Origin of the sequence: Micromonospora sp. NPDC047557 (assembly GCF_043205095.1) — a bacterium.
Taxonomy (GTDB): domain Bacteria; phylum Actinomycetota; class Actinomycetes; order Mycobacteriales; family Micromonosporaceae; genus Micromonospora.
On record NZ_JBIDDK010000001.1, the window covers coordinates 74,021 to 98,221 of the forward strand.

Consider the following 24,201-nt stretch of genomic DNA (forward strand, 5'->3'; position numbering starts at 1 on the left):
GTCAGCGCAACGGCAGGGTGGTGGCGATCGGCCAGCCCACCAGGACGGCGCCCACGAGGGCCGGCAGCCAGCGCGGGGTCGCGTACCGGCGCAGCACCGCCGCCCACAGCACGTGCCAGCCGAGCAGGACGGCGAACAACGGCACCACCAGCAGCACGAACCCGGGTGCCGGGCCGACCATCGCCGACGTGCTCAACACGAGCACGGTGACCGCGACGACCAGCAGGCGACGCCAGGTCCGGCCGGCCGCGACCTGCTCGACGCCGAGCAGGAACAGCAGGCACGCGGCGACCACGACCGGGAGCAGCCACCAGCGGGCACCGACCGGCAGCGCCGAGGTCAGTCCGAGGTGGATCGGCAGCGCCACGGCGAGAATCGCGTACGCCGTCAGCACCAGCGCCGCGACGGTGGTCCGTGCCGGCGTACGACGACCAATCTCGTCGACGGCCACGCCGGGCGCTCGCGTCGCGGCGGGCAGCCAGCGTTGGCCACCGCTCACCAGTACCCCGCTGACCAGCAGGAAGCCCGTGACGTAACCGCCGACGGCGAGCGGGAGACGGTTGGTCGGCAGGACGGCCGCGACGGCCGCCGCGAGACCGCTCGCGAGGACGGCCAGCCCGAGCAGGGCGAGACCACGCAGGGGCGCCCCGCCTCCGGCCGACGCCGTTCCTCCGCCGGCCCGCCGGCCCAGGAGCAGGGCCGCCAACGGGACGACGCCGACGGCGAACGCGAACACCAGCAGCGCCGCCCCGGCGAGCCGGACGAGCGGTCGGGGCGGCGCGGCCCCGTCGACGCTGGGCAGCCAGTCGGCGATCTCCTCGTGGGTACGCGGGGCGAAGAGCACCGAGATGTGTTCCACACCGAGCACCACCACCGCCGGCCGTCGACCCACCGCCGCCCCACGCCGCACCGCGTCGTCGGCCGCACGCCGGAACGCGGGAAACTCCGCGCCGCCGACGATGAGCAACAGCTCCGCCGGTTGACCCGGAGGCAGTTCGCCGGCGTCGGGCAGCGAGATCGCCACGGTCCGGGCGATCTCCGGGTGCCCGGCCGCGTACCGGGATACCGCGCCCGCGCCCATCGAGTGTCCCACCAGCATGATCTGGGCCGGGTCCACATCCGGCTGGGCGCGCAGGTATCCGACCGCGGCGTCCAGGTCGGCGGCGAGCGACGCGGGTGACATGTCGGGGCCGAGTCGGGCCGGATTCGCGCCGTGCCCGGCGAAGTCGAACAACAGCGCCACCGCTCCCCGGCGGGCCACGGTGTCGGCGATCGGGCGCATCAGCCGCGCCGAGCCGGCGAATCCGTGCGCGATCACCACGCCGGGCCGGCGCGCGTCAGGTGTCGGTGGGCCGGCGCGTACCTCGGTCATCGGCACGCCGCCGACGGTGACCTGCCGCACGGAGAGGCCGGCGTCCGCGCGGACCAGCACCGCGGTGCCGAGCGCGGCTGCCACGGCCGCGAGCACGGCGAGCAGGACGGCCGCCCGGGTGCTCGGCGGGTGGTGCGGCGAGGCGGCCGACATGCCGGCACCCTACCGCCGGACGCCCCACCGCAGGCCGCGCCCACGGCCGCCCGCGAGCGGTTGTGGCGGGGGCGACGCACACTTGGTCCCATGGCGATCCCCCTCCCCACACCCACCGCCGTGGTCGGCCTGACCCGCTCCGCCCTCGATCAGGCGCTCGGCTCGGCAGCCTCGTTCGCCGCCGTGCCCGCCCGCGCGTTCGCGGTGCTGGACGGGGTGGAAGCGCTGCTGGCCAGGATCAACGGCGTGGTGGATCGGATCGAGACGACCCTGGACCGGACCGATGCGGTGCTCACCGACGCCGAGGCGGCGGTCCGCGAGGTCGCGGTGATCAGCGCCGCCGCGACCACCGCCATCGACACCGCCAGCGAGGTGGCGACGGCCGCCGCCGTGGTGGTCACCGAGGCCGAGAAGGTCGCGCACGTCGCCGGCACGGTGGTCACCGAGGCCGAGGCGGTGGCCGGCAGCGCCGCAGTCACCGTGGGCACCGCCGCGCAGGCGGCGACCACGGCGGCCGAGCTGCTGGCGGCGTACGAGCCGGCGCTGCGGCGGGCCGCGCCGATGACCGGGAGGTTCGTCGAAGAGCTGAGCCACGAGGAAATCACCGCGGCGATCCACCTGATCGACGAGTTGCCCAAGCTCAAGGAGCACCTGACCGCCGACATCCTGCCCATCCTCGCGACGCTGGACCGGGTCGGCCCCGACCTGCACGACCTGTTGGACGTCACCCGCGATCTCAAGCTCGCCGTGGCGGGCATCCCCGGCCTCGGCATGCTGCGGCGACGCGGCGAGAAGCTCAGCGACGAGCCCGTCGGCTGAACCCACGCCCGGTCGGGGCGGGCCGGGTAGCCGGATCAGCAGTCGCAGGTGATCGCCGCCCTCGGTGCGGTCAGGTCGTCGACCGGACGCCGGGTCAGCCCGGTCTCCGTCTCCACCGGCAGCCCCTCCCGTACCCAGTACTCGAACCCGCCGAGCATCTCCTTGACCGGAATACCGAGCCGGGCGAACTCGAGCGCCGCCCGGGTCGCCCCGTTGCAGCCCGGCCCCCAGCAGTAGGTGACCACCGCCGTACCCGCCGGGATCAGGCCAGGCGCCCGGGCGGCGATCTCGGCGGTGGGCAGGTGCACCGCTCCCGGCAGGTGCCCCTGTGCCCAGCCGGTCACCCCCCGGGAGTCGACCACCACGAGACCGGGGGTACGGGCGGCCAGGTCGGCGTGCACGTCACTGACATCGGTCTGGACGCTGAGTCGGGCGAGAAAGTGGGCGGCTGCGGCGTCCGGAGCGGCTGGCGGGACAGCGAAGGTGAAGGTCATGACACTGATCGTGGCCGTGCCCGGCGGCCGGGACGAGTGGCGGGAACGACGTCCTGCGCTAACATCCCGCCATGCCGAAGACTGCGCGCCGGCTGCCGACGCCGCGACAGCCGGCCGCCGGTCACCGCGTCGCCGTGCTCGCGTACCCGGGAATGTCGGTGTTCGAGACCGGCATCGTCACCGAGGTGTTCGGGCTGCCCCGCCCGGAGTTCGACGTCGACTGGTACGACCTGGTGATCTGCGCCGAGAAGCCGGGGCCGGTCCCGGTGGTCGGCGGAGTCAGCCTGCACACCCCGTACGGCCTGGCGGAGCTGGCGGCGGCGCGGACGGTGATCGTGCCCGGCGTGCCGGACGTGACCGCCGACCCGTCGCCCGCGCTGGTGGCCGCGCTGCGCAGGGCGCACACACGCGGCGCCCGGATCATGTCGATCTGCTCGGGCGCGTTCGCGCTGGCCGGCGCGGGGCTGCTGGACGGGCGGCGGGCCACCACCCACTGGCGGTACGCGGAGCTGCTGGCGCGGCGGTACCCGCGTGTCGAGGTGGACCCGGACGTGCTCTACCTCGATGACGGCGACCTGCTCACCAGCGCCGGCAGTGCCGCCGGACTCGATCTCAGCGTGCATGTGGTGCGGCGTGACCATGGCGCGGCTATCGCCAACGCGGTCGCCCGCCGGTTGGTGATCCCTCCGCACCGCGACGGCGGACAGGCCCAGTTCGTCGAGGCGCCGGTGACCGCCGACCCGGGCGACGACCGGATCGCCGCCAGCATCGACTGGGCGCTCGCGCACCTCGCCGAGCCGCTGAGCATCGCCCGGCTCGCCGGACGGGCACACATGTCACCGCGCACCTACCTGCGGCACTTCACCCGAGCCACCGGGACCAGCCCGATCCGGTGGCTCATCGACCAGCGGGTCCGGGCCAGTCTGGCGCTGCTGGAGGAGACCGAAGCCCCGATCGAGCAGATCGCCGGCACGGTGGGCTTCGACACCCCGGTCACCTACCGCCACCACTTTGGGCGGATCATGCTGACGTCACCGTCGGCGTACCGGCGGGCCTTCCGGACGGGAGCCGCCCGGCCGGCGTGACGTGGCCGGGCCCGTCGACGTCGCGGCGCTCGACGACGGGTCAGCCCGGCGCGTACAGCGCGTCGATCTCGGCGCGTTGCGGCAGTGCCACCGAGGCGCCGAGCTTGCGTACGCAGGCCGCGCCGGCCGCCGCCGCCCAGCGCACGGCGTCGACGACGTCCCGCCCCTCGCCCCAGCCGACCGCCAGCGCGGCAGTGAACGCGTCGCCGGCCGCCGTGGAGTCGACCACGTCGACCCGGACCGCGGGCACGTGCACCTCGGCGCCGTCGCGGTCGACGTACCAGGCGCCCGCGTCGCCGAGGGTGAGCACGGCGCGGGGCACCAGGTCGAGCAGCGCGCGAGGCTCCTCCCGCCCCCGACCGGTGAACGCCTGCGCCTCACCCTCGTTGACGACCAGCAGGTCCACCGCCTCGAGCAGCTCCGGCGGGAGGTCCCGGGCCGGTGCGGCGTTGAGGATCACCCGGGTGCCGGCGGCCTGGGCGGCCAGCGCGGCGGCGGTCACCGTCTGCACCGGGATCTCCAGCTGGGCGACTAGGACGTCCGCCCCGCGTACCGTCGCCAGTTCCTCGTCGGTGAGGCCGACCAGCGCGTCGTTCGCGCCGGGGGTGACCAGGATGGCGTTCTCCCCCTGCGCGTTGACCATCACGAGCGCCACACCTGAGGTGCCGTAGACCACCCGCAGGTGGCCGGTGTCCACGCCGGCCGCCGTGATCCGGGCCCGGAGCGTCACGCCGAACGCGTCGGAGCCGATCGCGCCGAGGAAGGCGCAGGAGGCACCGGCCCGGACCGCGGCGATGGCCTGGTTGGCGCCCTTGCCACCGGGCACCATCACGAAGTCGGTGCCGAGCATGGTCTCGCCCGGCCGGGGCAGCGACGGCGCCATCGCGACCAGGTCCATGTTGGCGCTGCCCACCACCGCCACCCGGGTCTGCGACACGGTCACCCGGTCAGGCGGCGCGCGCGGTGTAGCGGTCGCCGGACCGCTCGACCACCAGCGGCAGACCGAACGTCTTGGAGAGGTTGTCGCCGGTCACCGTCTCGGCGAGCAGACCCTGGGCGACGACGGCGCCCTCGCGCAGCAGCAGCGCGTGGGTGAACCCGGGCGGGATCTCCTCCACGTGGTGGGTGACGAGCACCATGGCGGGGGCGTCCGGGTCGTACGCCAGCTCGGCCAGCCGGGTCACCAGGTCCTCCCGGCCACCCAGGTCGAGCCCGGCGGTGGGCTCGTCGAGCAGCAGCAGCTCCGGGTCGGTCATCAGTGCCCGGGCGATCTGGACGCGCTTGCGCTCGCCCTCGGAGAGGGTGCCGTAGCGGCGCTCGGCGAGGTTGCCGACGCCGAGCTGGCTGAGCAACGCCCGGGCACGCGCCTCGTCGCCGCGGTCGTAGCTCTCCCGCCAGCGCCCGACCACCGACCAGGCGGCGGTCACCACCACGTCGCTGACCTGTTCGTCGGCGGGCACCCGCTCGGCCAGCGCGGCGGTGGAGAGCCCGATGCGGGTACGCAGCTCGTTGACGTCGGTGCGGCCGATCCGCTCACCGAGCACGTGCGCAACGCCGGTGGTGGGGTGCAGCCGGCCGGCGGCCAGGTTGAGCAGGGTGGTCTTGCCCGCGCCGTTGGGGCCGAGCACCACCCAGCGCTCGTCCAGCTCGACCCGCCAGGTCAGGTCCTGCAGCAGGGCGGTGCCGGAGCGGCGTACGCCGACGCTGTCGAGGCTGACCACCAGATCCGGGTCCACGGGTGCGGCGGCAGGCGCGGCGCCGGCAGCGCCGGGGATCAGGTCACCAGTCACCCGCCCATCCAACCACGCAGCCCCGTGGCGCCCCCCATGGGCGGCGCTCCGGCCATAGGGTGAGGCACCGTGTCGTTGATCACCACAGCCGAAGGACGACCCATGCCCGATCGAGGTACGGAGCCGCGCGGATGAGCGCGGTCATCGAGATCGAAGGTCTGCGCAAGACCTTCCGCAGCGTGCGCCACGGCAAGAGGGTGGCGGTCGACGGGTTCGACCTGCTGGTCGAGGCCGGGCAGATCCACGGCTTCCTGGGGCCCAACGGCTCCGGCAAGACGACCACGCTGCGCGCCCTGCTCGGGCTGGTACGCGCCGACGGCGGACGGATGACGGTGTTCGGCGAGCCGGCGCCGGAGCAGCTGCCCCGGGTGGCCGGTCGGGTCGGCGCGATCGTGGAGAGCCCGCAGTTCTTCGGCAACTTCACCGGGCGCCGCACGCTGCGGCTGCTGGCGCGCGCCGGCGGGGTGTCGATCTCCCGAGTGGACGAGGCTCTGGAGCTGGTGGGCCTGCGCGACCGCGGCGACGAGCGGGTGAAGGGTTACTCGCTGGGCATGAAGCAGCGCCTCGCGGTGGCGTCCGCGCTGTTGAAGGATCCGCAGCTGCTCATCCTGGACGAGCCGGCGAACGGCCTCGACCCGGCGGGCATCCGCGAGATGCGCGACCTGATGCGGTCGCTCGCGGCGGCCGGGGTGACCGTGCTGGTGTCCAGCCACATCCTGGGCGAGATCCAACTGATCTGCGACCACGTCACGATCATCTCGCGCGGGCGGCGGGTGGCGGCCGGCCGGGTGGACGAGGTGCTGGCGGGTCACGACCGGCACGAGTTCCTGGTCCGGGTGGCCGAGCCGGTCCGCGCCGCCGAGCTGCTGGGTGCGGCGGAGCTGACGGCTGCCGTCGAGGGTGACGCGCTGGTGGTGAGCGGGGCGACCGATCCGACGGTCATCAGCCGGGTGCTCGGCGAGCAGGGGCTGTGGGTGGGCGAGCTGACGCCGCTCCGGCCCGATCTGGAGAGCGTCTTTTTGGAGCTGACCGGCGCCGGCGACCATCCGTCGGTCCCGCGCCAGGTCGACGACTGGGCGCGGCCGTCCGAGGCCGACGGCGCCGTGATCGATCTCGACGTACGGGGAGTGGACGCGTGAACCTGGTCCGGGCCGAGTTGGAGCGGCTGTCCGCGCGCCGCTTCGTGCAGCTCATGGTCGTTCTGCTGGCGCTGGCGTTCGCTGTCACGGCGGCGACCACCCTGGCCGGCTCGCACCGGCCGAGCGCCGACGAGCTCAGCTCGGCGCGGGCGCAGGCCATCGAGGCGCGGCAGAACATGGAGGCCACCCACCAGCAGTGCCTGGCCCGGCAGGACGCCGGGCTCTCGCCCGGCGACACGGGCGACTACTTCCCGGCCGACTGCTCGGAGCTGGACCCCGTCCGGCAGGACCGGTTGCCGATCGCGGCCGACTACCTGCCCGGGGTGTTCAGCTTCGCCCAGCAGGCCCGCCCGCTGCTGTACTTCCTCATCGCGTTCCTGGTGCTGTTCGGGTTTCTGGTGGGCGCCTCGTACATCGGGGCGGACCTGAACTCCGGTGGGGTGGTGAACCTGCTGCTGTGGCGGCCGCGTCGGCTGACGGTGCTCGGCGCGAAGCTGGGGACCCTGCTCGGCACGGTGTTGGCGCTGGCCGTGGCGGCCTCCCTGGTCTACCTGGCCACCTTCTGGGTGATCGGGCAGACCGCCGGGCTGGCCGGCCAGCTCAGCGGTGACTTCTGGCGCTCGCTGGGCGCCGTCCACGGCCGCGGCCTGGTGCTGGTGCTGTTGGCCACCGCCGTGGGCTTCGCCATCGCGACGCTGGGCCGGCACACCTCGGCGGCGCTCGGCGCGGCGGCCGCGTACGCGGTGGTCTGGGAGCTGGGCGCCCGGCTGGTGCTGGAGATCGTCGATGCCCGACGGCCGGACCAGCTGATGCTCTCCAGCCACATCGGGGCGTGGCTCACCGGCGAGGTCCGTTTCTGGGACGCGCAGCGCTGTCGGGGCAACAGCGGCAACGGCTACTGCGAGGGCTTCTACAGCCTGACCTGGGGGCCTGCGCTGGTGGTGCTGCTCGTGATCACCGGCGGGTTGACCGTGGCGGCGTTCGCCGTGTTCCGTCGCCGCGACCTGATCTGACGGACGCTCCGGGCCGCCCGCGCGAAGGGGGCGGCCCGGTCGTTCACCGCGCGACGCCCGGCAAGAGCTTGCAGCTCGACAGGCTGCGGTGAAATATTCCTTCACATGACCGCCCCAGCGGGCTCAGCCGACGGTGGAGCCGAACACCTCGTCGCGAACGGCGTCCAAGGCGGTGCGCAGCGCGCCGCGCAGGATCGGCTCCTCGGTGAGGCCGGTGGGCACCACCCGTGGCCGGACCAGGGTGATCGCCGCGACCTCCCGCTGCACCCGGTCGGCGAGCGCCGCCCCGCCGGCCTGGCCAACCTCCCCGGCCAGCACGACCAGCGGCGGGTCGAGCACCACGCAGGTGCTGGCCACGCCGAGCGCGAGCCGACGGGCCAGCTCGTCGAGCATCGGGCCGCCGGCAGCGCCATCGGCGACTGCCGCGCGGACGGCCTCGGCGGCGTCGCTGTCCGGGTAGCCGTGCTCGCGGGCCACCGCGCGGACCGAGTCGCCGCCGATCACCTGCTGGAAGGCCGGCTTGGCACGCCGCGAGACGTCGCGCGGGATCGGCGCTCCGGGCACCGGCAGGTAGCCGATCTCGCCGGCCGCGCCGCTGCTGCCGTGGTGCAGGCGACCACCCAGCATGATCGCCAGGCCGACGCCGGCACCCACCCAGACGAGGACGAAGTCGGCCACGCCCTGCGCGGCGCCGGACTGCGCCTCGGCCACCGCGGCCAGGTTGACGTCGTTCTCGAAGACCACAGGCGTGTGCAGGTCGTCGCGCAGCGCGGCGAGCAGACCGCTGTGCCAGCGCGGCAGGTTGAAGGCGAAGGTGATGTCGCCGGTGTGCGGATCGACCAGGCCCGGCGTGCCGAGCACGATCCGGCGGACGCTGCTGAGCTGCGCCTGAGCGCTGCTGGCGGCCTGCACCACGGCGTTGTGCACCACGCCCACCGGGTCGTCGGTGTCCCGCGTCGACTGCTCCACGCGACCGATGACGGCGCCGGTGATGTCGGCGCAGGCCGCCACCACGCGGTCCGGCCCGACGTCCACCCCGACGACGTGGGCGCTGCTCGGACGCACCGCATAGAGCTGGGCGTTCGGCCCTCGCCCGCCGGCCTGCTCGCCGACCCGGCTGACCAGGCCGCGCTCCTCCAGCCGCTCGACGAGTTGCGAGGCGGTGACCTTGGACAGCCCGGTCAGCTCGCCGAGCCGGGCCCGGGTGAGCGGCCCACGCTCCAGGAGCAGTTCCAACGCCGCGCGGTCGTTGAGCGCCCGCAACAGGCGGGGGGTGCCGGGCAGCCGGGTCGCACTCATGCCACGTCCTCTAGTTTTAGTAAACTTTGCTAACTGTAAACCGACCTGCGAACGGGTAGCCGTAGCGTAACGGCCACCCGGAGGCAGAGTGCTCGGCCGACCCGGCAGGGCGACGACCACCGCGGGTACGACGTTCGTGCCGGCAGGACCGAAGGGGAGATCACGTGGGGCTCGATCCAGGACTGCGTCGGCTCGCGCTGGGCACGTTGCTCGCCGCGTACCCGGGACCGGTCGCGCCGGACTGGGCGGTCGACCTGGTGGCCGACGGGCTGGCCGGGCACACCCTGTTCGGCACGAACGTGCACGACCCCGCGCAGGTGGCGGCGGGCACCGCCGCGCTGCGCGCCGGCCGGGCGGACGTGCTGATCGCCATCGACGAGGAGGGTGGCGACGTGACCCGGCTGGCACATGCCACCGGCAGCCCGTACCCCGGCAACGCCGCACTCGGCGCGGTCGGCGACGTGGCGCTGACCCGACAGGTCTACCAGTCGATCGGCGCCGACCTGGCCGCGCTCGGCATCACCGTCAACCTCGCCCCCACCGTCGACGTGAACACCGCCGACGACAACCCCGTGATCGGCACCCGCTCCTTCGGCGCCGACCCCGCGCGGGTAGCCGCCCACTCGGCCGCCGCCGTGCGCGGCCTGCAGTCCGCCGGCGTCGCGGCCTGCGCCAAGCACTTCCCTGGCCACGGCGCCACCAGCACCGACTCCCACCACGAACTCCCCACTGTGGACGTACCGCTGGAGTTGCTCCGCCGGCGGGACCTGCCGCCGTTCGCCGCGGTCGTCGCCGCCGGGGCGCGTGCCGTGATGACCGCGCACATCCGGGTGCCGGCGCTGACCGGGGACGACCCGGCCACCTTCAGCCGGGCCGTCCTGGTCGACCTGCTGCGTACCGAGTACGGCTTCACCGGCACCGTGATCACCGACGCGCTGGAGATGAAGGGGGCCGCGGTGGCCGCCGGAGGTGTCGGGCCGGCCGCGGTCCGGGCCCTGGCGGCCGGCGCCGACCTGCTCTGCATCGGCGCGAAGGTCGACGCCGCGCTGGTCGAGCGGGTGGCCGCCGAGATCGTCGAGGCGACCGCCGACGGTCGGCTGCCGATCGCCCGGGTCGAGGAGGCGGCCGGCCGCGCCGCCGCGCTCGCCGCCTGGACCCGGGCCGCCGGCGGGTCGCCGACCGCCGCAGACCCCGATCTGGGGTACGCGGTGGCACGCCGGGCGGTGCAGGTGGAGGGAGTGCTCACCGGCCTGGACGAGCCGCTTGTGGTGCAGTTGCACACCGAGTCCACGATCGCCGAGGGACGGGTGCCGTGGGGCCTCGGCCCGCACCTCGACGGCACGCGGGAGATCCGGGTGATCGCCAGCGAGACCGACCCGGCCACGCTGCGCGGGTTGGCCGGCGACCGTCCGATCGTGCTGGTCGGACGGCACCTGCACCGGCTGTCCGGCGGCCCGGAACTGATCGCCGACCTGGCGGCCCAGCATCCGGTGACCGTGGTGGAGATGGGCTGGCCGGCACAGTGGCGCCCAGTGGGCGTACGCGCCTTCGTCACCACCTACGGCGCGAGCCACGCCAACGGCCGCGCGGCGGCCGAGGCCCTCGGCCTGGCTCACTGAGTCTCGACGCCGTCCGGTCGGGCTCCAGGGCTCGACCGGACGGCGCTCGGCGCTGCGCAACAGTGTCCACAGTCACTGATCGTCTCTTCTTGAACATGTTCAATACCCGCTCTAGGCTGACGACGTCGGTAGTTGAACACGTTCAAGGGAGCTGTCCACATGGACATCAAGGTCTGGATGTACGTGATCTACCTGGCGGTCAGCGTCGGCCTGACGATCTGGGTGGCTTGGGCGCTGTCCCGCAACGGGCAGGTCTTCCTGGAGGAGGTGTTCGCCGACGAACGACTCGCCCGAGCGGTCAACAGCCTCCTGGTGGTCGGCTTCTACCTGCTCAACCTCGGCTACGTCACGGTGGCCATGAAGCACCCCGACCCGGTGCTCACCACGAGTCAGGCCATGGAGGAGCTGTCCCTCAAGATCGGCCTGGTGCTGCTGGTGCTCGGCGCGCTGCACTTCTTCAACGTCTTCGCACTGGGCCGCTACCGCCGCAACCGACTCCGCCAGCTCGCCACGCACCCGCCCATCGCACCGATCGGCCGGCTCCCCATGCCGCCCGCACCGCACGGCGCCCACCCGACCGGGCCCTACCCGGTCGCAGCGCAGCCGGTCGGGCCCTACCCGACCGGACCCCAGCCGGTGGGACCACAGCCGGGCACCGCACAGCCCCGCCCGGCACAGCCCGGCGCCGACGGGCCGGGGACCAACCCCGTGACCCGATGACCGCCGCATCCGTCGGCGGGCCCGCCGAGCCTCCGGATCCCACCGCGTTCTCCGGCGGTGGGGTCCGGGGGTTCACCGTTCTGTTCGACGCGAACTGCCCGATCTGCCGGGCCGCCCGCCGGTGGCTCGCGTCCCGCCCCCAGCTCGTACCCCTGGAGTTCGTGCCGGCCGGCTCGACCGAGGCCCGGCGGCGCTTCCCCGGCCTGGACCACGACGCGACGCTGCGTGACCTGACCGTCGTGGCCGACACCGGCGAGGTGTACGCGGGCGACGGCGCCTGGTTCGCCTGCCTCTGGGCGTTGGCCGACCACCGGTCGGCGGCCGAGCGGCTGTCCCGGCCGCACCTGCTGCCGCTGGCCCGGCAGGTGGTGGCGACCGCCTCCGCGATCCGGGAGCGGGTTCGCGATCCGTGGGCCGAGCCGACCGACGAACCGGCGGGATACCGTGACCCCGATGACCGAGCAACAGGCGCCGACGACCACTGCGGGTGAACCTGCGACGGCCCGGGGCGAGCAGACCCGGCAGCTGATCCGGGACACCGCGATGCGGCTGTTCCGCGAGCGCGGCTACGCCCAGACCACGATGCGGGCGATCGCGCAGGAAGCTGGCGTCGCGGTGGGCAACGCCTACTACTACTTCGGCTCGAAGGACCACCTGATCCAGGAGTTCTACGCCCAGTCCCAGGTCGAGCACCGGGCGAAGGCCCAACCGGTGCTCGACCGGGAGGAGTCGTTCGGCGACCGGCTGGCCGGGGTGCTGCACGCCGGCATCGACGTGCTGACCCCGTCGCACGCGTTCGCGGCGACCTTCTTCAAGACCGCGGCCGAGCCGACCTCTCCGCTCAGTCCCTTCTCCGCCGAGTCGTCCGGCCCCCGGCAGGCGGCGATCGACCTGTTCGCCGAGGTGCTGACCGGCTCGACCGCCAAGGTCGACGCGGAGTTGCGCCCGCAGCTGCCCGAGCTGCTCTGGCTGGCGTACATGGGTGTCGTCCTCTACTGGGTGCACGACCGGTCACCCGGTCAGGTCAAGACCCGGCAGTTGATCGACGGCGCGGTGCCGCTGATCGACCGGCTGGTCGCGTTGTCGCGGCTGCGGGTGCTCCGCCCGGTGACCCGACAGGTGCTCGACCTCATCCGCACGCTGCGTCACTGACCGGCCCACGCCCATCTCACGACTCCGCCGCAGGTCAAGTCCGCAATTCGACACTCCGACCCAACAGCTCGCACCTTGCACCGGGCAGATTCGATACGTAGCGTGATCGACACCGGATCGAGCCGTCAGCGACGCGGCCGATCGCCCGAGAACCGGGGCCTGGGGGCAGGTTGCGGACCGTGGATCCGGCCCGGGATCCACGGTCCGCGCACTGAGACCGGCGCCCGACGGCTGCGCCGTCTCACCGCGGATAGACCCCGTACGCTCGCCAACCCCGGTCCGGGAAGCCCGCCGCCTCCGCGACCCGGGCCGAGGCGTGGTTGTCCTTCTCGTGCAGGTACGTCGGCACCGCGCCCTCGTCCAGGACCCGCCGTGCCGCCTGCGCCACCAGCCGACGCGCGAGGCCCCGACCCCGGGCCGCCGGCGCGGTGCCGACGGCCAGTTCGTGCCCGTACGCGTCGTGGCGTTTGATCCCGGCTCCGGCGAGGTAGGTGCCGTCCACGTCGCGGACCACGAGCACCGGTCGGTCGAACAGCCGCAGCCAAGCCGGCAGGCCGGGGGCGGTCGACTCGGTCCACTCCCCCACGTCGGGCAGTGGCGCGGGAGCCAGAGTCCAGCGGAACGGGCCGTCGTGCACACAGAAGGCGGGCAGTCCGACGGCCTCCGGCAGTGCCGCGAGCATGCGCTCCGGTGCGCGCTTGACCAACGCACGGATCGCCGCCACCCGGTCCGGCGCGACGGAGAGCACCGCGCTCCGACCGGTGTCGACGGCGAGGGCCGGACGCAGCCGGCCGTCCCAGGCCGGCCGGAGCCGGCGATGCGAGGCGACCACGTGCAGCCCCGGGCCGGCCGGCCACTGGCCGAGCCAGGAGGCCAGGTGCAGCTGCAGCAGCCGGTTGAGCATGCGCACCTCCCGTCACCGGACACGTCGTGGATCACCGTACGCGCAGCGGCCCGACCGGGCGGGCCTTCCCGTCGGGGCCGGGTGAACCGGGGCCACGAATGCGCCGGGCGCCGTGCTGCCCGAGATGCGGGAACCGGATGGCGAGATCGACCGTCATAGGTATTTCCATACATGGACACCTTTCTTTGGGACGGTATGGTCATGCCGATTCAGCCGAACGACCGCTTCCACCAGGACCCCACGCGACTCTGGCAAGCAGCGGAGGCCGCCGGAGACCTTCCGGCCCAACCGCGCTACCGGGTGACCCGCACGACGGGCGCCCTGTCCTGGGCGAAACTGAACAAGCTGCCGGCCGGCAGCTCCAGCCGGCACGGCCTCAACACGCGCTGACGCGCCGGCCGGGCCCGGACAGCGCCTCTGCCGGTGGTTGGGGACGACACACCGCGGGAGGACCAGCGGCGGTATTCGCACACCTGTCGGGTAATTTCTTCCAGGTCCGGCACCCCGGCCTACGACAGGAGAAGCTCCGCGCATGGGCAAGAAGACGATCCACGTCTCCGACTTCACCGGCACCGTTCTGCAGCAGGACGACGAGGTGGTTCGTGTCGTCGTCCTGGAGCACCCGGACCTGGTCGCCGGGCCCGTGCAGCTCGACGCCACCCCGGGCGAGGTGGAGAGCATCGACGACGCCGCGCTGGACGTGGCGGTGGTGGAGATCCACGACCGGCACGGCGGCGGCGAGCCTCGACGGGTGGTCCTCACCGCCAGCGAGTTCGACGCGATGGCCACCGACGTCCCGATGGCGCAGTTGCTGAAGACGGCCGAGCGGGTCCGCCCGCCCAAGGCCCGCAAGAGCGTCGAGAAGATCGACTACGGCACGCTGGAGCACGCCGGCAGGCCGCACCGGGGCCGGGTCACCGAGGAGGAGGCCCGACTGGTCCGCGAGCAGCTCGACGAGGTCAACAAGCGACTCGCCGACGCGGGCGTACGCCAGATCGACCGGACCGATCCGGAGCACGCCCTGCGTTACGGCTTTCCCGAGGCGTCCTGACCCCGGTTTCTCACTTCTTACCGACGGCGGCGGCGAGGGCGGCGGACAGGTCGGCCTCGACCGCCGCCTTGTCCAGGCCGAGGTTGGTGAGCACGCCGGCGCCGTCCTCCTGCTCCAGCAGGGCGAGCAGGATGTGCTCGGTGCCGATGTAGTTGTGCCCGAGGCGCAGCGCCTCCCGGAAGGTCAGCTCCAACGCCTTCTTGCCGCGCGCGTCGTACGGGATGAGGTCCGGAACCTGCTCCGCCCGCGGTGGGAGGACGGCACCGACCGCCTCCCGCACCGCCTCGGGGGTGGCGCCCCGACCAGCCAGCACCCTGGCGGCAAGACCCTCCGGCTCGGCCAGCAGGCCCAGCACCAGGTGCTCGGGGCCGATCTCGGCGTTACCGCTGGCACGGGCCTCCTCCTGCGAGGCCACCACCACGTTGCGGGCCCGGGGGGTGAACCGGGCGAATCCGGCGTTGGGGTCGAGCGCCGCCGCCTCGGTGGAGCCCTTCGCGACGAAGCGCTTCTGTGCGGCCTGCTTGCTGACCCCCATGCTGCGGCCGATGTCGGTCCAGGAGGCGCCTGAGCGCCGGGCCTGATCGACGAAGTGCCCGATCAGGTGGTCGGCGACCTCACCGAGGTGATCGGCGGCGATCACCGCGTCGGTGAGCTGGTCGAGCGCGTCGGTGTGCGCCTTCTTGATCGCCTGGATCAGGTCGTCGAGCTTGACTTGGCTGTTCATCTGGAAAGGCTCGGTCATGCGTCAACCATAGGTTGACGGCCTCCGCCCGTCAACCCTGAGTTGACGGTGATCCCACGGGCGGCGCCCCGGCCCTGGCCGACACCGCGTATACGGTGGTCGCGGTTGTCACCGGTGGAGGGGCGGACATGCGGCTGCACGTGGGATGCGCGATGTGGAGCCACCGGTCGTGGCCCGGTCGCCTGCTGCCGCCAGCGGAGCGCCTGCGGCACTACGCGAGTTGGTGCGACGCCGTCGAGGGCAACACGACGTTCTACGCGACGCCGGCCCGGGACACCGTCGCGTCCTGGGCGGCGCAGACCGATCCCAGCTTTCGGTTCGTCCTCAAACTCCCCAAGGTCGTCACGCACGAACGCCGGCTCAGCGACGTCGGCGACCCGCTGCGCGCCTTTCTGGACGCGATCGAGCCCCTCGGTCCACGCGCCCACGCTCTCTGGATCCAACTGCCGGGGTCGTTCTCGGCCGCCGAGGTGCCCACCCTCGATCGGTTCCTCGGCCAGCTCCCGCGCTCCCACCGGTACGCCGTGGAGGTCCGCCATCGGGCGTTCTTCACCGACCCGCACGCGATCCGGCTGCTCGAGAAGACCCTCACCGCGGCCTCGGCCGAATGGATTCCCTTCGACACCACCGCGTTCTTCACCAGTCCGCCGACCAGCGACGCGGAACGCGACGCCTGGACCAAGAAGCCACGGATGCCGCTGCGGTCGGTCGCGCTGACCGACCGCCCGATCGTCCGCTATCTGGGCCGCGACGACAGCGCCCGGACGGTCCAGGGGTGGCAACGCTGGGTCGAGGTCACCGCCGCCTGGCTGCGCGAGGGTCGCTCCCCCACCGTGTTCGTCCATACGCCGGACAACGCCGACGCGCCGCGGCTCGCCCGCCGCTTCCACGACGAGGTACGGGCGCGCGTGCCGGGGCTCGACGCACTGCCCGAACCGGTACCGATCGAACCACTGACCCTCTTCTGACGGGTACGCCCGCGGTCACCCCTTCCCGTCGAGGAGAGCGTTGAGGTGGTGGGCAGTGCTGATCAGCGAGAGGTGGCTGAACGCCTGCGGGAAGTTGCCGATCTGCTCACCGGTGGGGGCGATCTCCTCCGAGTAGAGCCCCAGCGGCGTGCTGTACGTCAGCATCTTCTCGAACGTCAGCTGGGCGTCGTCGAGCCGGCCGGACTGGGCGAGGGCCTGGACGTACCAGAAGGTGCACATGCTGAAGGTGCCCTCGGAGCCGGCGAGCCCGTCGGGCGAGGCGTTCGGGTCGTAGCGGTAGACGAGGCTGTCCGAGACCAGCTCGTTGTCCATCGCCCGCAACGTCGACAGCCACATCGGATCGTTCGGCGCGATGAAGCCCAACCCGGGCATCGCGAGCAGCGAGGCGTCGGTGATGTCGGTGCCGTAGTGCTGCACGAAGGCCCGACGCCCCGGGTGGAATCCGCGGTTCATGACCTGCTCGTAGACGGCGTTGCGTTCGGCCGCCCAGCGGGTGGTGCTCGCGGGACGCCCACGCGCGTGCGCGATGCGGATCGCGCGGTCGAACGCGAGCCAGCACATCATCCGCCCGTAGGTGAAGTTCTGCCGCCCGGACCGGGTCTCCCAGATGCCGTCCTCGGGCTGGTCCCAGTGGTCGCAGAGCCAGTCCATCAGGCCCGCCGCCTTGCGCCACCCGTCATATGACGCCATCAGCCCGCTCTGGTCGGCGAGATGCAGCGAGTTGAGCGCTTCGCCGTAAATGTCCAGTTGCAGCTGGCCCGCCGCGCCGTTGCCGATCCGTACCGGCGCCGACCCGCGGTACCCCTCCAGGTGGCCCAACACCTCCTCGGGGAGGTCCGGCGAGCCGTCGACGCGGTACATGATCTGCAGAGGCACGTTGCCGTCGCGGGCGTCCCGGATGCGCGCTTCGAGCCAGAACAGATACTTCTGGGCCTCGTCGGTGAAACCGACGCTGAGCAGCGCGTGCACCGAGAAGGAGGCATCGCGGATCCACGTGTAGCGGTAGTCCCAGTTCCGTGGTCCGCCGATCTGCTCCGGCAACCCCGCCGTCGGCGCGGCGACCAGTGCGCCCGTCGGGGCGTACGTCATGAGCTTGAGCGTCATCGCCGACCTGTCGACCATCTCCCGCCAGCGGCCGGTGTAGGAGGAACGGCCGACCCACCGACGCCAGTAGTCCCTGGTCTCGGCGAGCAGTTCGCACGCCTCCTCCGTGGTGAGGGCCCGGGGTGCGTGGGGGCAGGCCGTTTCCAGGACGACTCCGCCGACGTCGCCGGCGTGCAGCTCGTTGCGGAAGCAGATGCCCTCGGTGTCGCGCCGGATCGTCCGCCCGTCGATGAGCCGTTTAGCGTCCTTGAACGGGGCCAGGGTGAGGCTGAGGGTCGAGCTGCGGAAGACGTCGCCCTCCGGATGCACCTCCAGCTCGTACGGATCCCGCCCGTAGTTGAACCGCGGCCGGCAGTCGAAGCGGAACGGCATGTGTCCCCGGACCATCCGGACCAGCCGGATCAACCGGTGCCGGTCGGTGGCCTGTTCGCCCGTGACGGGCATGAAGTCCAGCAGCTCCCCCACTCCGTCGGCGCTGTGGAAACGGGTGATCAGGATCGGCGTGCCGGGTAGGTAGAGCTGTTTGCTGGAATACTCGATGCCGTCGGGTGAGAGCTGGAAGTGGCCACCTTTTCGACGGTCCAGCAGGGCGGCGAAGATGCTCGGCGAGTCGAAGCGCGGCGCGCAGAACCAGTCGAGCGTGCCGTCCTTGCTGATCAGCGCGGCGGTCTGCAGGTCACCGATCAGGCCGTGCTCCTCCACCCCCGGGTACGTCGTCTCCACGTTGGCTCCCGCCGCTCGTCGGGCTGACGGCGGCGACTACCCGGGATACCGCGCGCTACACGGCTGGCCGTCTCCGTGTCGGGACGAACTGTCGGTGTTCGCCGATAGCGTGACCACCGGACGACATCGACGAGAGGACTCCAGGTGAGCCTGCGCGGATTCGCCACCCTGAACATCTGGGCGGACGACGTGGCGGCGGCCACCGACTGGTATGCCCGGTTCCTGGGCCAGGAGGCGTACTTCTCGCGGCCCGGCCCCGACGGGCGTCCGGCCTACACGGAGTTCCGCCTCGGCGACTACCAGGCGGAGCTGGGCATCATCGACCGCAGGTACGCTCCGCCCGGCGCGACGGCCGGGCCCGGTGGCGCGGTGATGCACTGGCACGTCGACGACCTCGACGCCACCGTGGAACGGCTCCTCGCGATGGGTGCCACGCAATACCAGCCGATCACGCCCCACGGGGACGCGGGTTTCGTCACCGCGGCGGTGGTGGACCCATTCGGCAACGTGCTGGGCGTCATGACCAACCCGCACTACCTCGACATTCTCGCGTCTTCCAGGCCGGCCTGAGGCGAACGTTCCCGTTCCCGCCGCTCAATGCTGATGGTCCTGATCCACCGCTTGTCGCACCAACGCAGCCGCGCGCGAAGCTATCCGGCCGAGCAGCACCCGCGGGAGAGCGACGCGGGGGCACCCGCCGTCGGCCAGGACGGCAGGTGCCCCCGCGACCGGGGCGCAGATCAGCTCAGCGAGCTGGCCCCTCCGGGCTGTACGACGCCGTTGACGGTGAGCTGGTACGGCGCGTACTGCGTCACCTGCTCGGTTGGCTCGTCGTACGCCACCACGGCGACGACCGTGGGGAACGCGTCCAGCACGGCCAACTCCACCTTGCCGATCGTGACCTCGGACTTGCCGTTGGACTCGAACTGCCAGGCGATCGAGTGCTTCTCGTCGATGCCGACGAGCCGCAGGTTCCAGTTCTTGACCTGGGTCGGCCGGATCTCGGTGGGCGAGTCGAACGGCGCCAGGCTGGAGCCGTCGCTGACCGTCTTCCCGCCGACGGTGATGTCGTCGAGCAGCAGGCCGCCCTCGTTGACGCCGCCGTCGCTGACGTAGCGGAAGCCGAGCAGCACGGTCTTGCCGGCGTACGCCGACAGGTCGTACGAGCGTGCCTCGAATCCGTCGGTCGTGCCGTTCAGCGCCGGCCCCAGCGGGCCCTCGACCGTGTGGTCACCAGGGATCGCCGTGTACGTGGCGCCACCGTCGGTCGACACGGTCACGTAGCCGTAGTCGAAGCCGAACTCCGCGCCGTACTTGGCGACGAAGCGCAGCGTCGGATCCGCGGTCGGCACGTCGACCGAGGTGACGGCCGCCGAGTCAAGGCTGTTGGCGTTGCCGGAGAACAGCACGGGGTTGCCCGGACGGTCCGGGTCCGACGAGGTGCTCGTCCACGCCAGCGGGAGCGCCGGCAGGGTCTTCGCGCCCTGGAACTTCACCGAACGCAGATCCCGACCACGGAGCACCTTGCCCTTCGCGGCGCCCAGTTGCACGTAGTCGGCCCCGTTCGGCGCGACGCCCGGCGTGCCGTTGGCCGCCGCGCTGGCGAGGTTGACGGTGGAGCGCAGACTCGGTGTGGTGACCCGGCTCTTGGCGACGCCGAGGGTGATGCCCAGCTTCGACTCACCGACGAGCTTGTCCAGCAGGGTCATCGACTGGAAGTCATGGATGACCTGGTAGACGTCGTGGACTCCGACGGTCTCCAGCTCGGCGTCGAGACTCGCGATGCCCTGCCGTTCGCCGTCGCGGTGCAGCCGGGACATGAAGGCCGCGCCGTAGCGGTCGTACAGGAACATCATCATCGAGTACGCGCTGCCGTAGTCGGCGAGCACCGCGTTCGGGTCGGGGCTCTCGTCCCACAGGGTCAGGGAGTTCTCCGGCCCGCCGCACTCGCGAGGGTTCGTGTTGTACGGCGTCTGGACGGTGCCGAAACCCTGGTAGCAGTAGAGGTGGCTGTCCGCTCCCCGATCGAAGACGGTGGCCTTCGAGTTGCTGTAACCGGTCAGCGACATGGCGAAGTCGGAGAGGCCCTCGTTGATCCAGTTACTCTCGAACGGGTCGGTGTAGTAGTGCGCGAGGTGCTGCCACTCGTGCGCGAACGTGCCCTCGTAGCTGTTCGGCCGCGCGCCACGACTGGTGCACAGGTCGCCGGTGGGCTCGTCCGGCGGGTTCGCCGTCATCCGGTGCAGCCAGTCGAACGCGTCGACGGTCATCACGTTACGGTCGAGCAGCTCGTTGAACTGCGCCGAGAAGAACCCGGCGATGTAGGTCGGCGCGGCCGGGAACGTGTAGTAGTTGTCGTCGCGCACGTTGTCCACGAGGGTGACCGTCTTGTTGCCCGCGCCCGTGTAGACGCCCCCGTTGCCGTCGGCGTCCGGCCCGATCTGGGCGTTCGTGCCGTCGCGGTCCGGCGGGGTGCTGAAGGCGTTGGTCTCCTTCGGGTACATGTTGTTGTCGAACTCGTCGACGAGGTGCTGCACCTGCGTGTCGGTGATCTGCGTCGAGGACGGCACCTGGGCGCGGCAGTCGCCGGCCGGGAATGCCAGGTCGTTGGCGACCCAGACCTCGATGTGCTCGCCGACGGCCCGCAGCGTGTAGTCCTTGCGGTAGACGGTGCCCTGGACGTCGTCGAGGCCGAGCCACTGCCGGACCGTACCGACCGCCGGCGTCTCGGCGGTTGCCTTCTGCGCCTGCCGGCGGGCGTCCGTGCGCGGTTGGTAGCGCGGCGGCGTCGCGACGGGCCGCCCGTCGAGCGTGAAGTCCTTGCGGATGAGCTCGCGCATGTCACTCGGCGGGGCGGCCTTCGACGCGGCGGATTCCGCCGCTGCTGGTGACGTCGTGACGACGACGGAGAGGGCCGGTACGACGAGGACGGCGGCGAGCGCCCCGGCGATGCGGGTGCGTGCCATGGAACCTCCTTCGGGTGCGTGACCCGGGTGCCCGTGACTCGGCCGGGATGCCAGCCGCTCACGCTGATCATTTGACCGACGACACGGTAGCCCGAGGCAACCATGCCTCTCGACCGATCATGGGAGCGATCCATCTCACCCCGCCGACCTCTTCCCTCGGCGCCGTCCGCGTGCTGACTCGGAGCCGGGCGACAACAGTGGACGGGCGGCCCGGCCGCCGCTACCCGACCGGATCGACAGGTCGGTGGTGGGGAACTCCGCGCACGCGGCCAGGAGCTGACCTTCCGGCCAGTCTGCCGATCGGGACGGCCTCAGGAATGGGGGCGTTCGCTCACGTCGCCGGGCAGCCACCGCAGCGCGGCGTCGACGGTGTCATCCGGGGTGCTGTTGAAGGCGATCGCCGCGCCGGGAGCGTGCTGCCGGACAAGGTTGACCACCCGCTCGAAGAGCTGGAGCAACGGCTCGTGCTTGCGGATACCGCCGCCGACCACCACACAGGCGAAGTCCTTGCGGGTCAGCGCCTCGACGATCGCGGTCTCGGGGTCGTCGTCGGGCGCCACCAGGCACATGTCGGCCTCGACGCCGTGCTCGGCGAAACGGGCCTGACCGCGGGCTATCGCCGCCACCACCGGCTCCGGATCCCAGCCCGGGATGCGCACCGGATCAAGACCGATCACCAGTACGGGACCCAGCGCCATACGCACTCCTGTAGAACTGTCCACTCTCGCTCAGCACCGTCGATGCTGCCACAGGTGCCAGCGGCTGGGGCTGCTCTACGGGAGCGGAACGTCCGGGAGCAGGTCGTCGTCGCGTCCGGTCTGGGGTAGCCCGGCAGCAGCCGCGATGGCCTCGACGGCCTCGTCCAGTCCGGTGGTCTCGGGAAGGACGAGTTCGTCGGGCCAGCCCAGCACGTCACGGGCGGCATACCAGCCGCTCATCTGCTCGGCGGTGAACTCCGCGGCCTGCGGCCGGGTGAGATGCCGGCGCAGGGTCTCGGCCAGGGACACGTCGAGGTAGCAGAACAGCGACCGCCCTCGGTGGCCGTCCCGCAGGGACGTCAGCATGCGTCGATAGCGACTGCTGTGCAGGATGCCCTCCAACACGACGTGGTAGCCGTGGTCGAGGGCGAACCGGACGGTCTGCCCGATCAACGCCGGTGCCGCGCCGCCGGGCTTGTCCCGTTCGCGCAGGACGATGCGACGCAGATAGTCCTGCTCGACCAGGGCACAGCCCCGGCCGTGCCGACGCCGTAGCTCGCGGGCGATGCTGCTCTTGCCCGAGCCGGAGTTGCCCCGGATACAGACGAGGATCGTGTCCGGGCTGCCAGTGACGACACCCATCCCGACCGGGCGGTAGGCGTTCAGTGTCGGCGTTGCGGCAGGACGAGCAGCGTCACGGAGTTAGCCGGGTACGTCGCGCTGACGCCGCCCCGGGCCACCCGGAGATCCTCACCCCGGACGATCGAGGTGAGATCGGCCGGGCCGTAGGTGAACCGCTGCGCCCGGTCGCCGCCCTGGAATCCGGCGAGCGCCAACCGTGAGGTCAGATCACCACCCGTCTTGTTGACCACCATCACGGTGAGGGCCTTGTCGGACGAGCGTTGCGCGGCGTAGACCGCGAGCTGCCCCTGGTCGCCGCTGACCGCCGACACGCTCACGTCGCCGAACCGGCTCCCAGCTCCGTCGTAGTTCCGGTACATCCGGAACGCGTACGCGCCGGGGTCGGTCGGCTTCGGTTCGCCCCAGATGGTGGCCAGGTCCAGACCCTCGCGCCCGAAGATGCCGAGGACGTCGGCCTGCGCGAGCGCGCCGTTGATGTCGTCCAGCGCGCCCCAGTTGTATTCGGTGATGGCGACCTTGGTGCCGGGGTAGTACTGCGCGACCCATGCCTTCATCTGGCGGATGAACTGCAACGGCGGCGCGTTCACCCCGCCGGGGCCGATCCACGACTCGTCGACGTACGTCGGGTCCCACAGCGACCGGGTGGACCGCAGCCGCAGCGCGTTGGCATCTGCGTCCTTGCCGCCACTGATCTGCGGGTAGTAGTGCTGATCGAAGTAGTCGAGGAAACGCTTCCCGCCGTGGGCGTCGCTGAAGTCCTTCATGTTCTTCAGATACCACTGGGACAGGTTGAGCCCGCCGTGCGCCGCCGCGTCGGCACCCGGCGCGCATCCGTCCACGCCGGACGCCACCCATTCGCAGTAGCCCCAGCCGGACGGGCCGAGCACCGCCGCGCGCGAGTCGGCGGCCTTGATCGCCGCGGCGGTCGCCGTGCCCTTGCCGCCCAGCTCGTCGTAGCTCACCGGGTCGGGATGCACGTCGCGGTGGGTGGAGTTCCACAGCACCGGCTCATTGTCGAGTTCGTAGATCGGCACGCCGCCGCGTGACGCCGGGCCGAACTGGGTCATCAGATGGGACACCATCTCGCCAGCGAACGACGCGTCGGCCGGGATCGAGGTGTCCGTGGGGACCGCCCCGGTCAGGTTCGCCTCGGCGTGCCGGCCGTTGCCACAGTTCGGGTCCCACTGGTCGAACGAGTCCTGCTCCGGAAAGCGGGTGGCCGGGAAGCCGCAGGCGAACGGGTGCGACGAGGGCGAGTCCTTCGCCACCCATCCGATCAACGGCACGGTGACCACCTGCTTGGTCCCGTGGTCCCGGTTTCGCTGGACGAACGCCTCGAGCGTGTTGTCGGGCCCGGCCACGATGTTCTCGAAGTACCAGTCGCTGCCGGTGTTGTAGGTGTGGTTCTTGAAGTTGTAGCGGCTGCTCGCGTTACCGCCCCAGCGAGCCACCGGCGTGCCGAGTTCAGCGACGAGCGCGGGGTCTCCGCCGTTCATGCCGTAGATGTCGGGGCTGATCGCGTGCCGGGCGGCGGACACGTCCACGGTCAGGGCGAGCCCTGCGGCGGCCTCCGCCGGGCCGGCGACGGCCTGGGTGGTCAGCAGCGCCGCCACGAGAGAACCGACCACACCGATCGCCGTGGCCGGACGTGGCTTGCGCCGTCGTTGCACACCCATCAGAAACTCCTGCCGCCGATCAGCCCGGGACGGACCGAACCCGCCAATACA

General features: G+C 72.0%; 24 protein-coding genes. 12 read left to right on the forward strand and 12 right to left on the reverse strand.

Annotated features, from left to right (window positions below; translation table 11 throughout):
- Position 1 precedes the first annotated feature (1 nt).
- Entirely contained in the window at positions 2-1,525 is a 1,524-nt protein-coding gene (locus tag ACGGAQ_RS00330; protein WP_393043216.1) for a dienelactone hydrolase family protein, read from the reverse strand.
- A 90-nt stretch (positions 1,526-1,615) separates the two neighbouring features.
- Between ACGGAQ_RS00330 and ACGGAQ_RS00335 the strand changes: the two genes are divergently transcribed.
- Positions 1,616-2,344: a hypothetical protein gene (locus ACGGAQ_RS00335; protein WP_393043218.1), complete on the forward strand. Its 729-nt coding sequence runs from the start codon at positions 1,616-1,618 to the stop codon at positions 2,342-2,344.
- Positions 2,345-2,379: 35 nt separating this feature from the next.
- Here the strand turns inward: ACGGAQ_RS00335 and ACGGAQ_RS00340 are convergent, their stop codons facing one another.
- Positions 2,380-2,838 carry a rhodanese-like domain-containing protein gene (locus ACGGAQ_RS00340; RefSeq protein WP_393043220.1) on the reverse strand — a complete coding sequence of 153 codons (459 nt, stop codon included), beginning with the start codon at positions 2,836-2,838 and terminating at the stop codon, positions 2,380-2,382.
- A 71-nt stretch (positions 2,839-2,909) separates the two neighbouring features.
- Here ACGGAQ_RS00340 and ftrA point away from each other — a divergent pair, with 71 nt between their 5' ends.
- Positions 2,910-3,923 carry a transcriptional regulator FtrA gene (gene ftrA / locus ACGGAQ_RS00345; RefSeq protein ID WP_393043222.1) on the forward strand — a complete coding sequence of 338 codons (1,014 nt, stop codon included), beginning with the start codon at positions 2,910-2,912 and terminating at the stop codon, positions 3,921-3,923.
- Between the two features lie 40 nt (positions 3,924-3,963).
- Here the strand turns inward: ftrA and ACGGAQ_RS00350 are convergent, their stop codons facing one another.
- Positions 3,964-4,860, reverse strand: a complete 897-nt coding sequence (locus ACGGAQ_RS00350; protein WP_393045587.1) for a ribokinase — start codon at positions 4,858-4,860, stop codon at positions 3,964-3,966.
- A 10-nt stretch (positions 4,861-4,870) separates the two neighbouring features.
- The gene (locus ACGGAQ_RS00355; RefSeq protein ID WP_234581363.1) at positions 4,871-5,713 is read right to left on the reverse strand and encodes an ABC transporter ATP-binding protein; all 843 of its coding nucleotides are present in this window, start codon (positions 5,711-5,713) and stop codon (positions 4,871-4,873) included.
- Positions 5,714-5,844: 131 nt separating this feature from the next.
- Between ACGGAQ_RS00355 and ACGGAQ_RS00360 the strand changes: the two genes are divergently transcribed.
- The gene (locus tag ACGGAQ_RS00360) at positions 5,845-6,852 is read left to right on the forward strand and encodes an ABC transporter ATP-binding protein (protein ID WP_393043224.1); all 1,008 of its coding nucleotides are present in this window, start codon (positions 5,845-5,847) and stop codon (positions 6,850-6,852) included.
- Positions 6,849-7,865, forward strand: coding sequence for an ABC transporter permease subunit (locus ACGGAQ_RS00365; protein WP_393043226.1), 1,017 nt, complete (start codon positions 6,849-6,851; stop codon positions 7,863-7,865). Before ACGGAQ_RS00360 ends, ACGGAQ_RS00365 begins: the two co-directional genes overlap by 4 nt.
- A 123-nt stretch (positions 7,866-7,988) precedes the next feature.
- Here ACGGAQ_RS00365 and ACGGAQ_RS00370 read toward each other — a convergent pair whose 3' ends face one another.
- Positions 7,989-9,164, reverse strand: a complete 1,176-nt coding sequence (locus ACGGAQ_RS00370) for an ROK family protein (protein WP_393043228.1) — start codon at positions 9,162-9,164, stop codon at positions 7,989-7,991.
- Between the two features lie 164 nt (positions 9,165-9,328).
- Between ACGGAQ_RS00370 and ACGGAQ_RS00375 the strand changes: the two genes are divergently transcribed.
- From ACGGAQ_RS00375 to ACGGAQ_RS00390, 4 genes are all read left to right on the forward strand, one after another.
- The gene (locus ACGGAQ_RS00375; RefSeq protein WP_393043230.1) at positions 9,329-10,783 is read left to right on the forward strand and encodes a glycoside hydrolase family 3 N-terminal domain-containing protein; all 1,455 of its coding nucleotides are present in this window, start codon (positions 9,329-9,331) and stop codon (positions 10,781-10,783) included.
- 159 nt (positions 10,784-10,942) lie between these two features.
- On the forward strand, positions 10,943-11,503 hold the full coding sequence (locus tag ACGGAQ_RS00380) for a hypothetical protein (RefSeq protein WP_393043231.1): 561 nt from the start codon (positions 10,943-10,945) through the stop codon (positions 11,501-11,503).
- Positions 11,500-11,994 (forward strand): thiol-disulfide oxidoreductase DCC family protein, encoded by a 495-nt coding sequence (locus ACGGAQ_RS00385; protein WP_393043233.1) that lies wholly within the window; start codon positions 11,500-11,502, stop codon positions 11,992-11,994. The genes ACGGAQ_RS00380 and ACGGAQ_RS00385 overlap by 4 nt, the downstream gene beginning before the upstream one ends.
- Positions 11,957-12,655: a TetR family transcriptional regulator gene (locus tag ACGGAQ_RS00390; RefSeq protein WP_393043235.1), complete on the forward strand. Its 699-nt coding sequence runs from the start codon at positions 11,957-11,959 to the stop codon at positions 12,653-12,655. Before ACGGAQ_RS00385 ends, ACGGAQ_RS00390 begins: the two co-directional genes overlap by 38 nt.
- 241 nt (positions 12,656-12,896) lie before the next feature.
- Here ACGGAQ_RS00390 and ACGGAQ_RS00395 read toward each other — a convergent pair whose 3' ends face one another.
- Positions 12,897-13,559, reverse strand: a complete 663-nt coding sequence (locus ACGGAQ_RS00395) for a GNAT family N-acetyltransferase (RefSeq protein WP_393043237.1) — start codon at positions 13,557-13,559, stop codon at positions 12,897-12,899.
- Positions 13,560-13,760: 201 nt separating this feature from the next.
- On the opposite strand from ACGGAQ_RS00395, the gene ACGGAQ_RS00400 reads away from it, so the two are divergent.
- Both ACGGAQ_RS00400 and ACGGAQ_RS00405 read left to right on the forward strand, forming a co-directional pair.
- Positions 13,761-13,949: a DNA repair protein gene (locus ACGGAQ_RS00400; protein ID WP_393043239.1), complete on the forward strand. Its 189-nt coding sequence runs from the start codon at positions 13,761-13,763 to the stop codon at positions 13,947-13,949.
- Between the two features lie 142 nt (positions 13,950-14,091).
- Complete coding sequence (locus ACGGAQ_RS00405; RefSeq protein WP_393043241.1) at positions 14,092-14,610, forward strand: hypothetical protein; 519 nt, start codon at positions 14,092-14,094, stop codon at positions 14,608-14,610.
- A gap of 10 nt (positions 14,611-14,620) precedes the next feature.
- On the opposite strand, the gene ACGGAQ_RS00410 is transcribed toward ACGGAQ_RS00405, so the two are convergent.
- Positions 14,621-15,352, reverse strand: a complete 732-nt coding sequence (locus ACGGAQ_RS00410; protein WP_393043243.1) for a Clp protease N-terminal domain-containing protein — start codon at positions 15,350-15,352, stop codon at positions 14,621-14,623.
- 152 nt (positions 15,353-15,504) lie between these two features.
- On the opposite strand from ACGGAQ_RS00410, the gene ACGGAQ_RS00415 reads away from it, so the two are divergent.
- Positions 15,505-16,320: a DUF72 domain-containing protein gene (locus ACGGAQ_RS00415; RefSeq protein ID WP_393045589.1), complete on the forward strand. Its 816-nt coding sequence runs from the start codon at positions 15,505-15,507 to the stop codon at positions 16,318-16,320.
- Positions 16,321-16,335: 15 nt separating this feature from the next.
- Here ACGGAQ_RS00415 and ACGGAQ_RS00420 read toward each other — a convergent pair whose 3' ends face one another.
- The gene (locus ACGGAQ_RS00420; RefSeq protein WP_393043244.1) at positions 16,336-18,168 is read right to left on the reverse strand and encodes a glycoside hydrolase family 15 protein; all 1,833 of its coding nucleotides are present in this window, start codon (positions 18,166-18,168) and stop codon (positions 16,336-16,338) included.
- A 144-nt stretch (positions 18,169-18,312) separates the two neighbouring features.
- Here ACGGAQ_RS00420 and ACGGAQ_RS00425 point away from each other — a divergent pair, with 144 nt between their 5' ends.
- Entirely contained in the window at positions 18,313-18,738 is a 426-nt protein-coding gene (locus tag ACGGAQ_RS00425; protein WP_393043246.1) for a VOC family protein, read from the forward strand.
- 170 nt (positions 18,739-18,908) lie between these two features.
- Here ACGGAQ_RS00425 and ACGGAQ_RS00430 read toward each other — a convergent pair whose 3' ends face one another.
- From ACGGAQ_RS00430 to ACGGAQ_RS00445, 4 genes are all read right to left on the reverse strand, one after another.
- Positions 18,909-21,134 carry a peptidase M6 immune inhibitor A gene (locus tag ACGGAQ_RS00430; RefSeq protein WP_393043248.1) on the reverse strand — a complete coding sequence of 742 codons (2,226 nt, stop codon included), beginning with the start codon at positions 21,132-21,134 and terminating at the stop codon, positions 18,909-18,911.
- Positions 21,135-21,445: 311 nt separating this feature from the next.
- On the reverse strand, positions 21,446-21,832 hold the full coding sequence (locus ACGGAQ_RS00435) for a hypothetical protein (RefSeq protein ID WP_393043250.1): 387 nt from the start codon (positions 21,830-21,832) through the stop codon (positions 21,446-21,448).
- Positions 21,833-21,907: 75 nt separating this feature from the next.
- Positions 21,908-22,474, reverse strand: a complete 567-nt coding sequence (locus tag ACGGAQ_RS00440; RefSeq protein WP_393043252.1) for a kinase — start codon at positions 22,472-22,474, stop codon at positions 21,908-21,910.
- Between the two features lie 20 nt (positions 22,475-22,494).
- Complete coding sequence (locus tag ACGGAQ_RS00445) at positions 22,495-24,150, reverse strand: glycoside hydrolase family 44 protein (RefSeq protein WP_393043254.1); 1,656 nt, start codon at positions 24,148-24,150, stop codon at positions 22,495-22,497.
- Positions 24,151-24,201 lie beyond the last annotated feature (51 nt).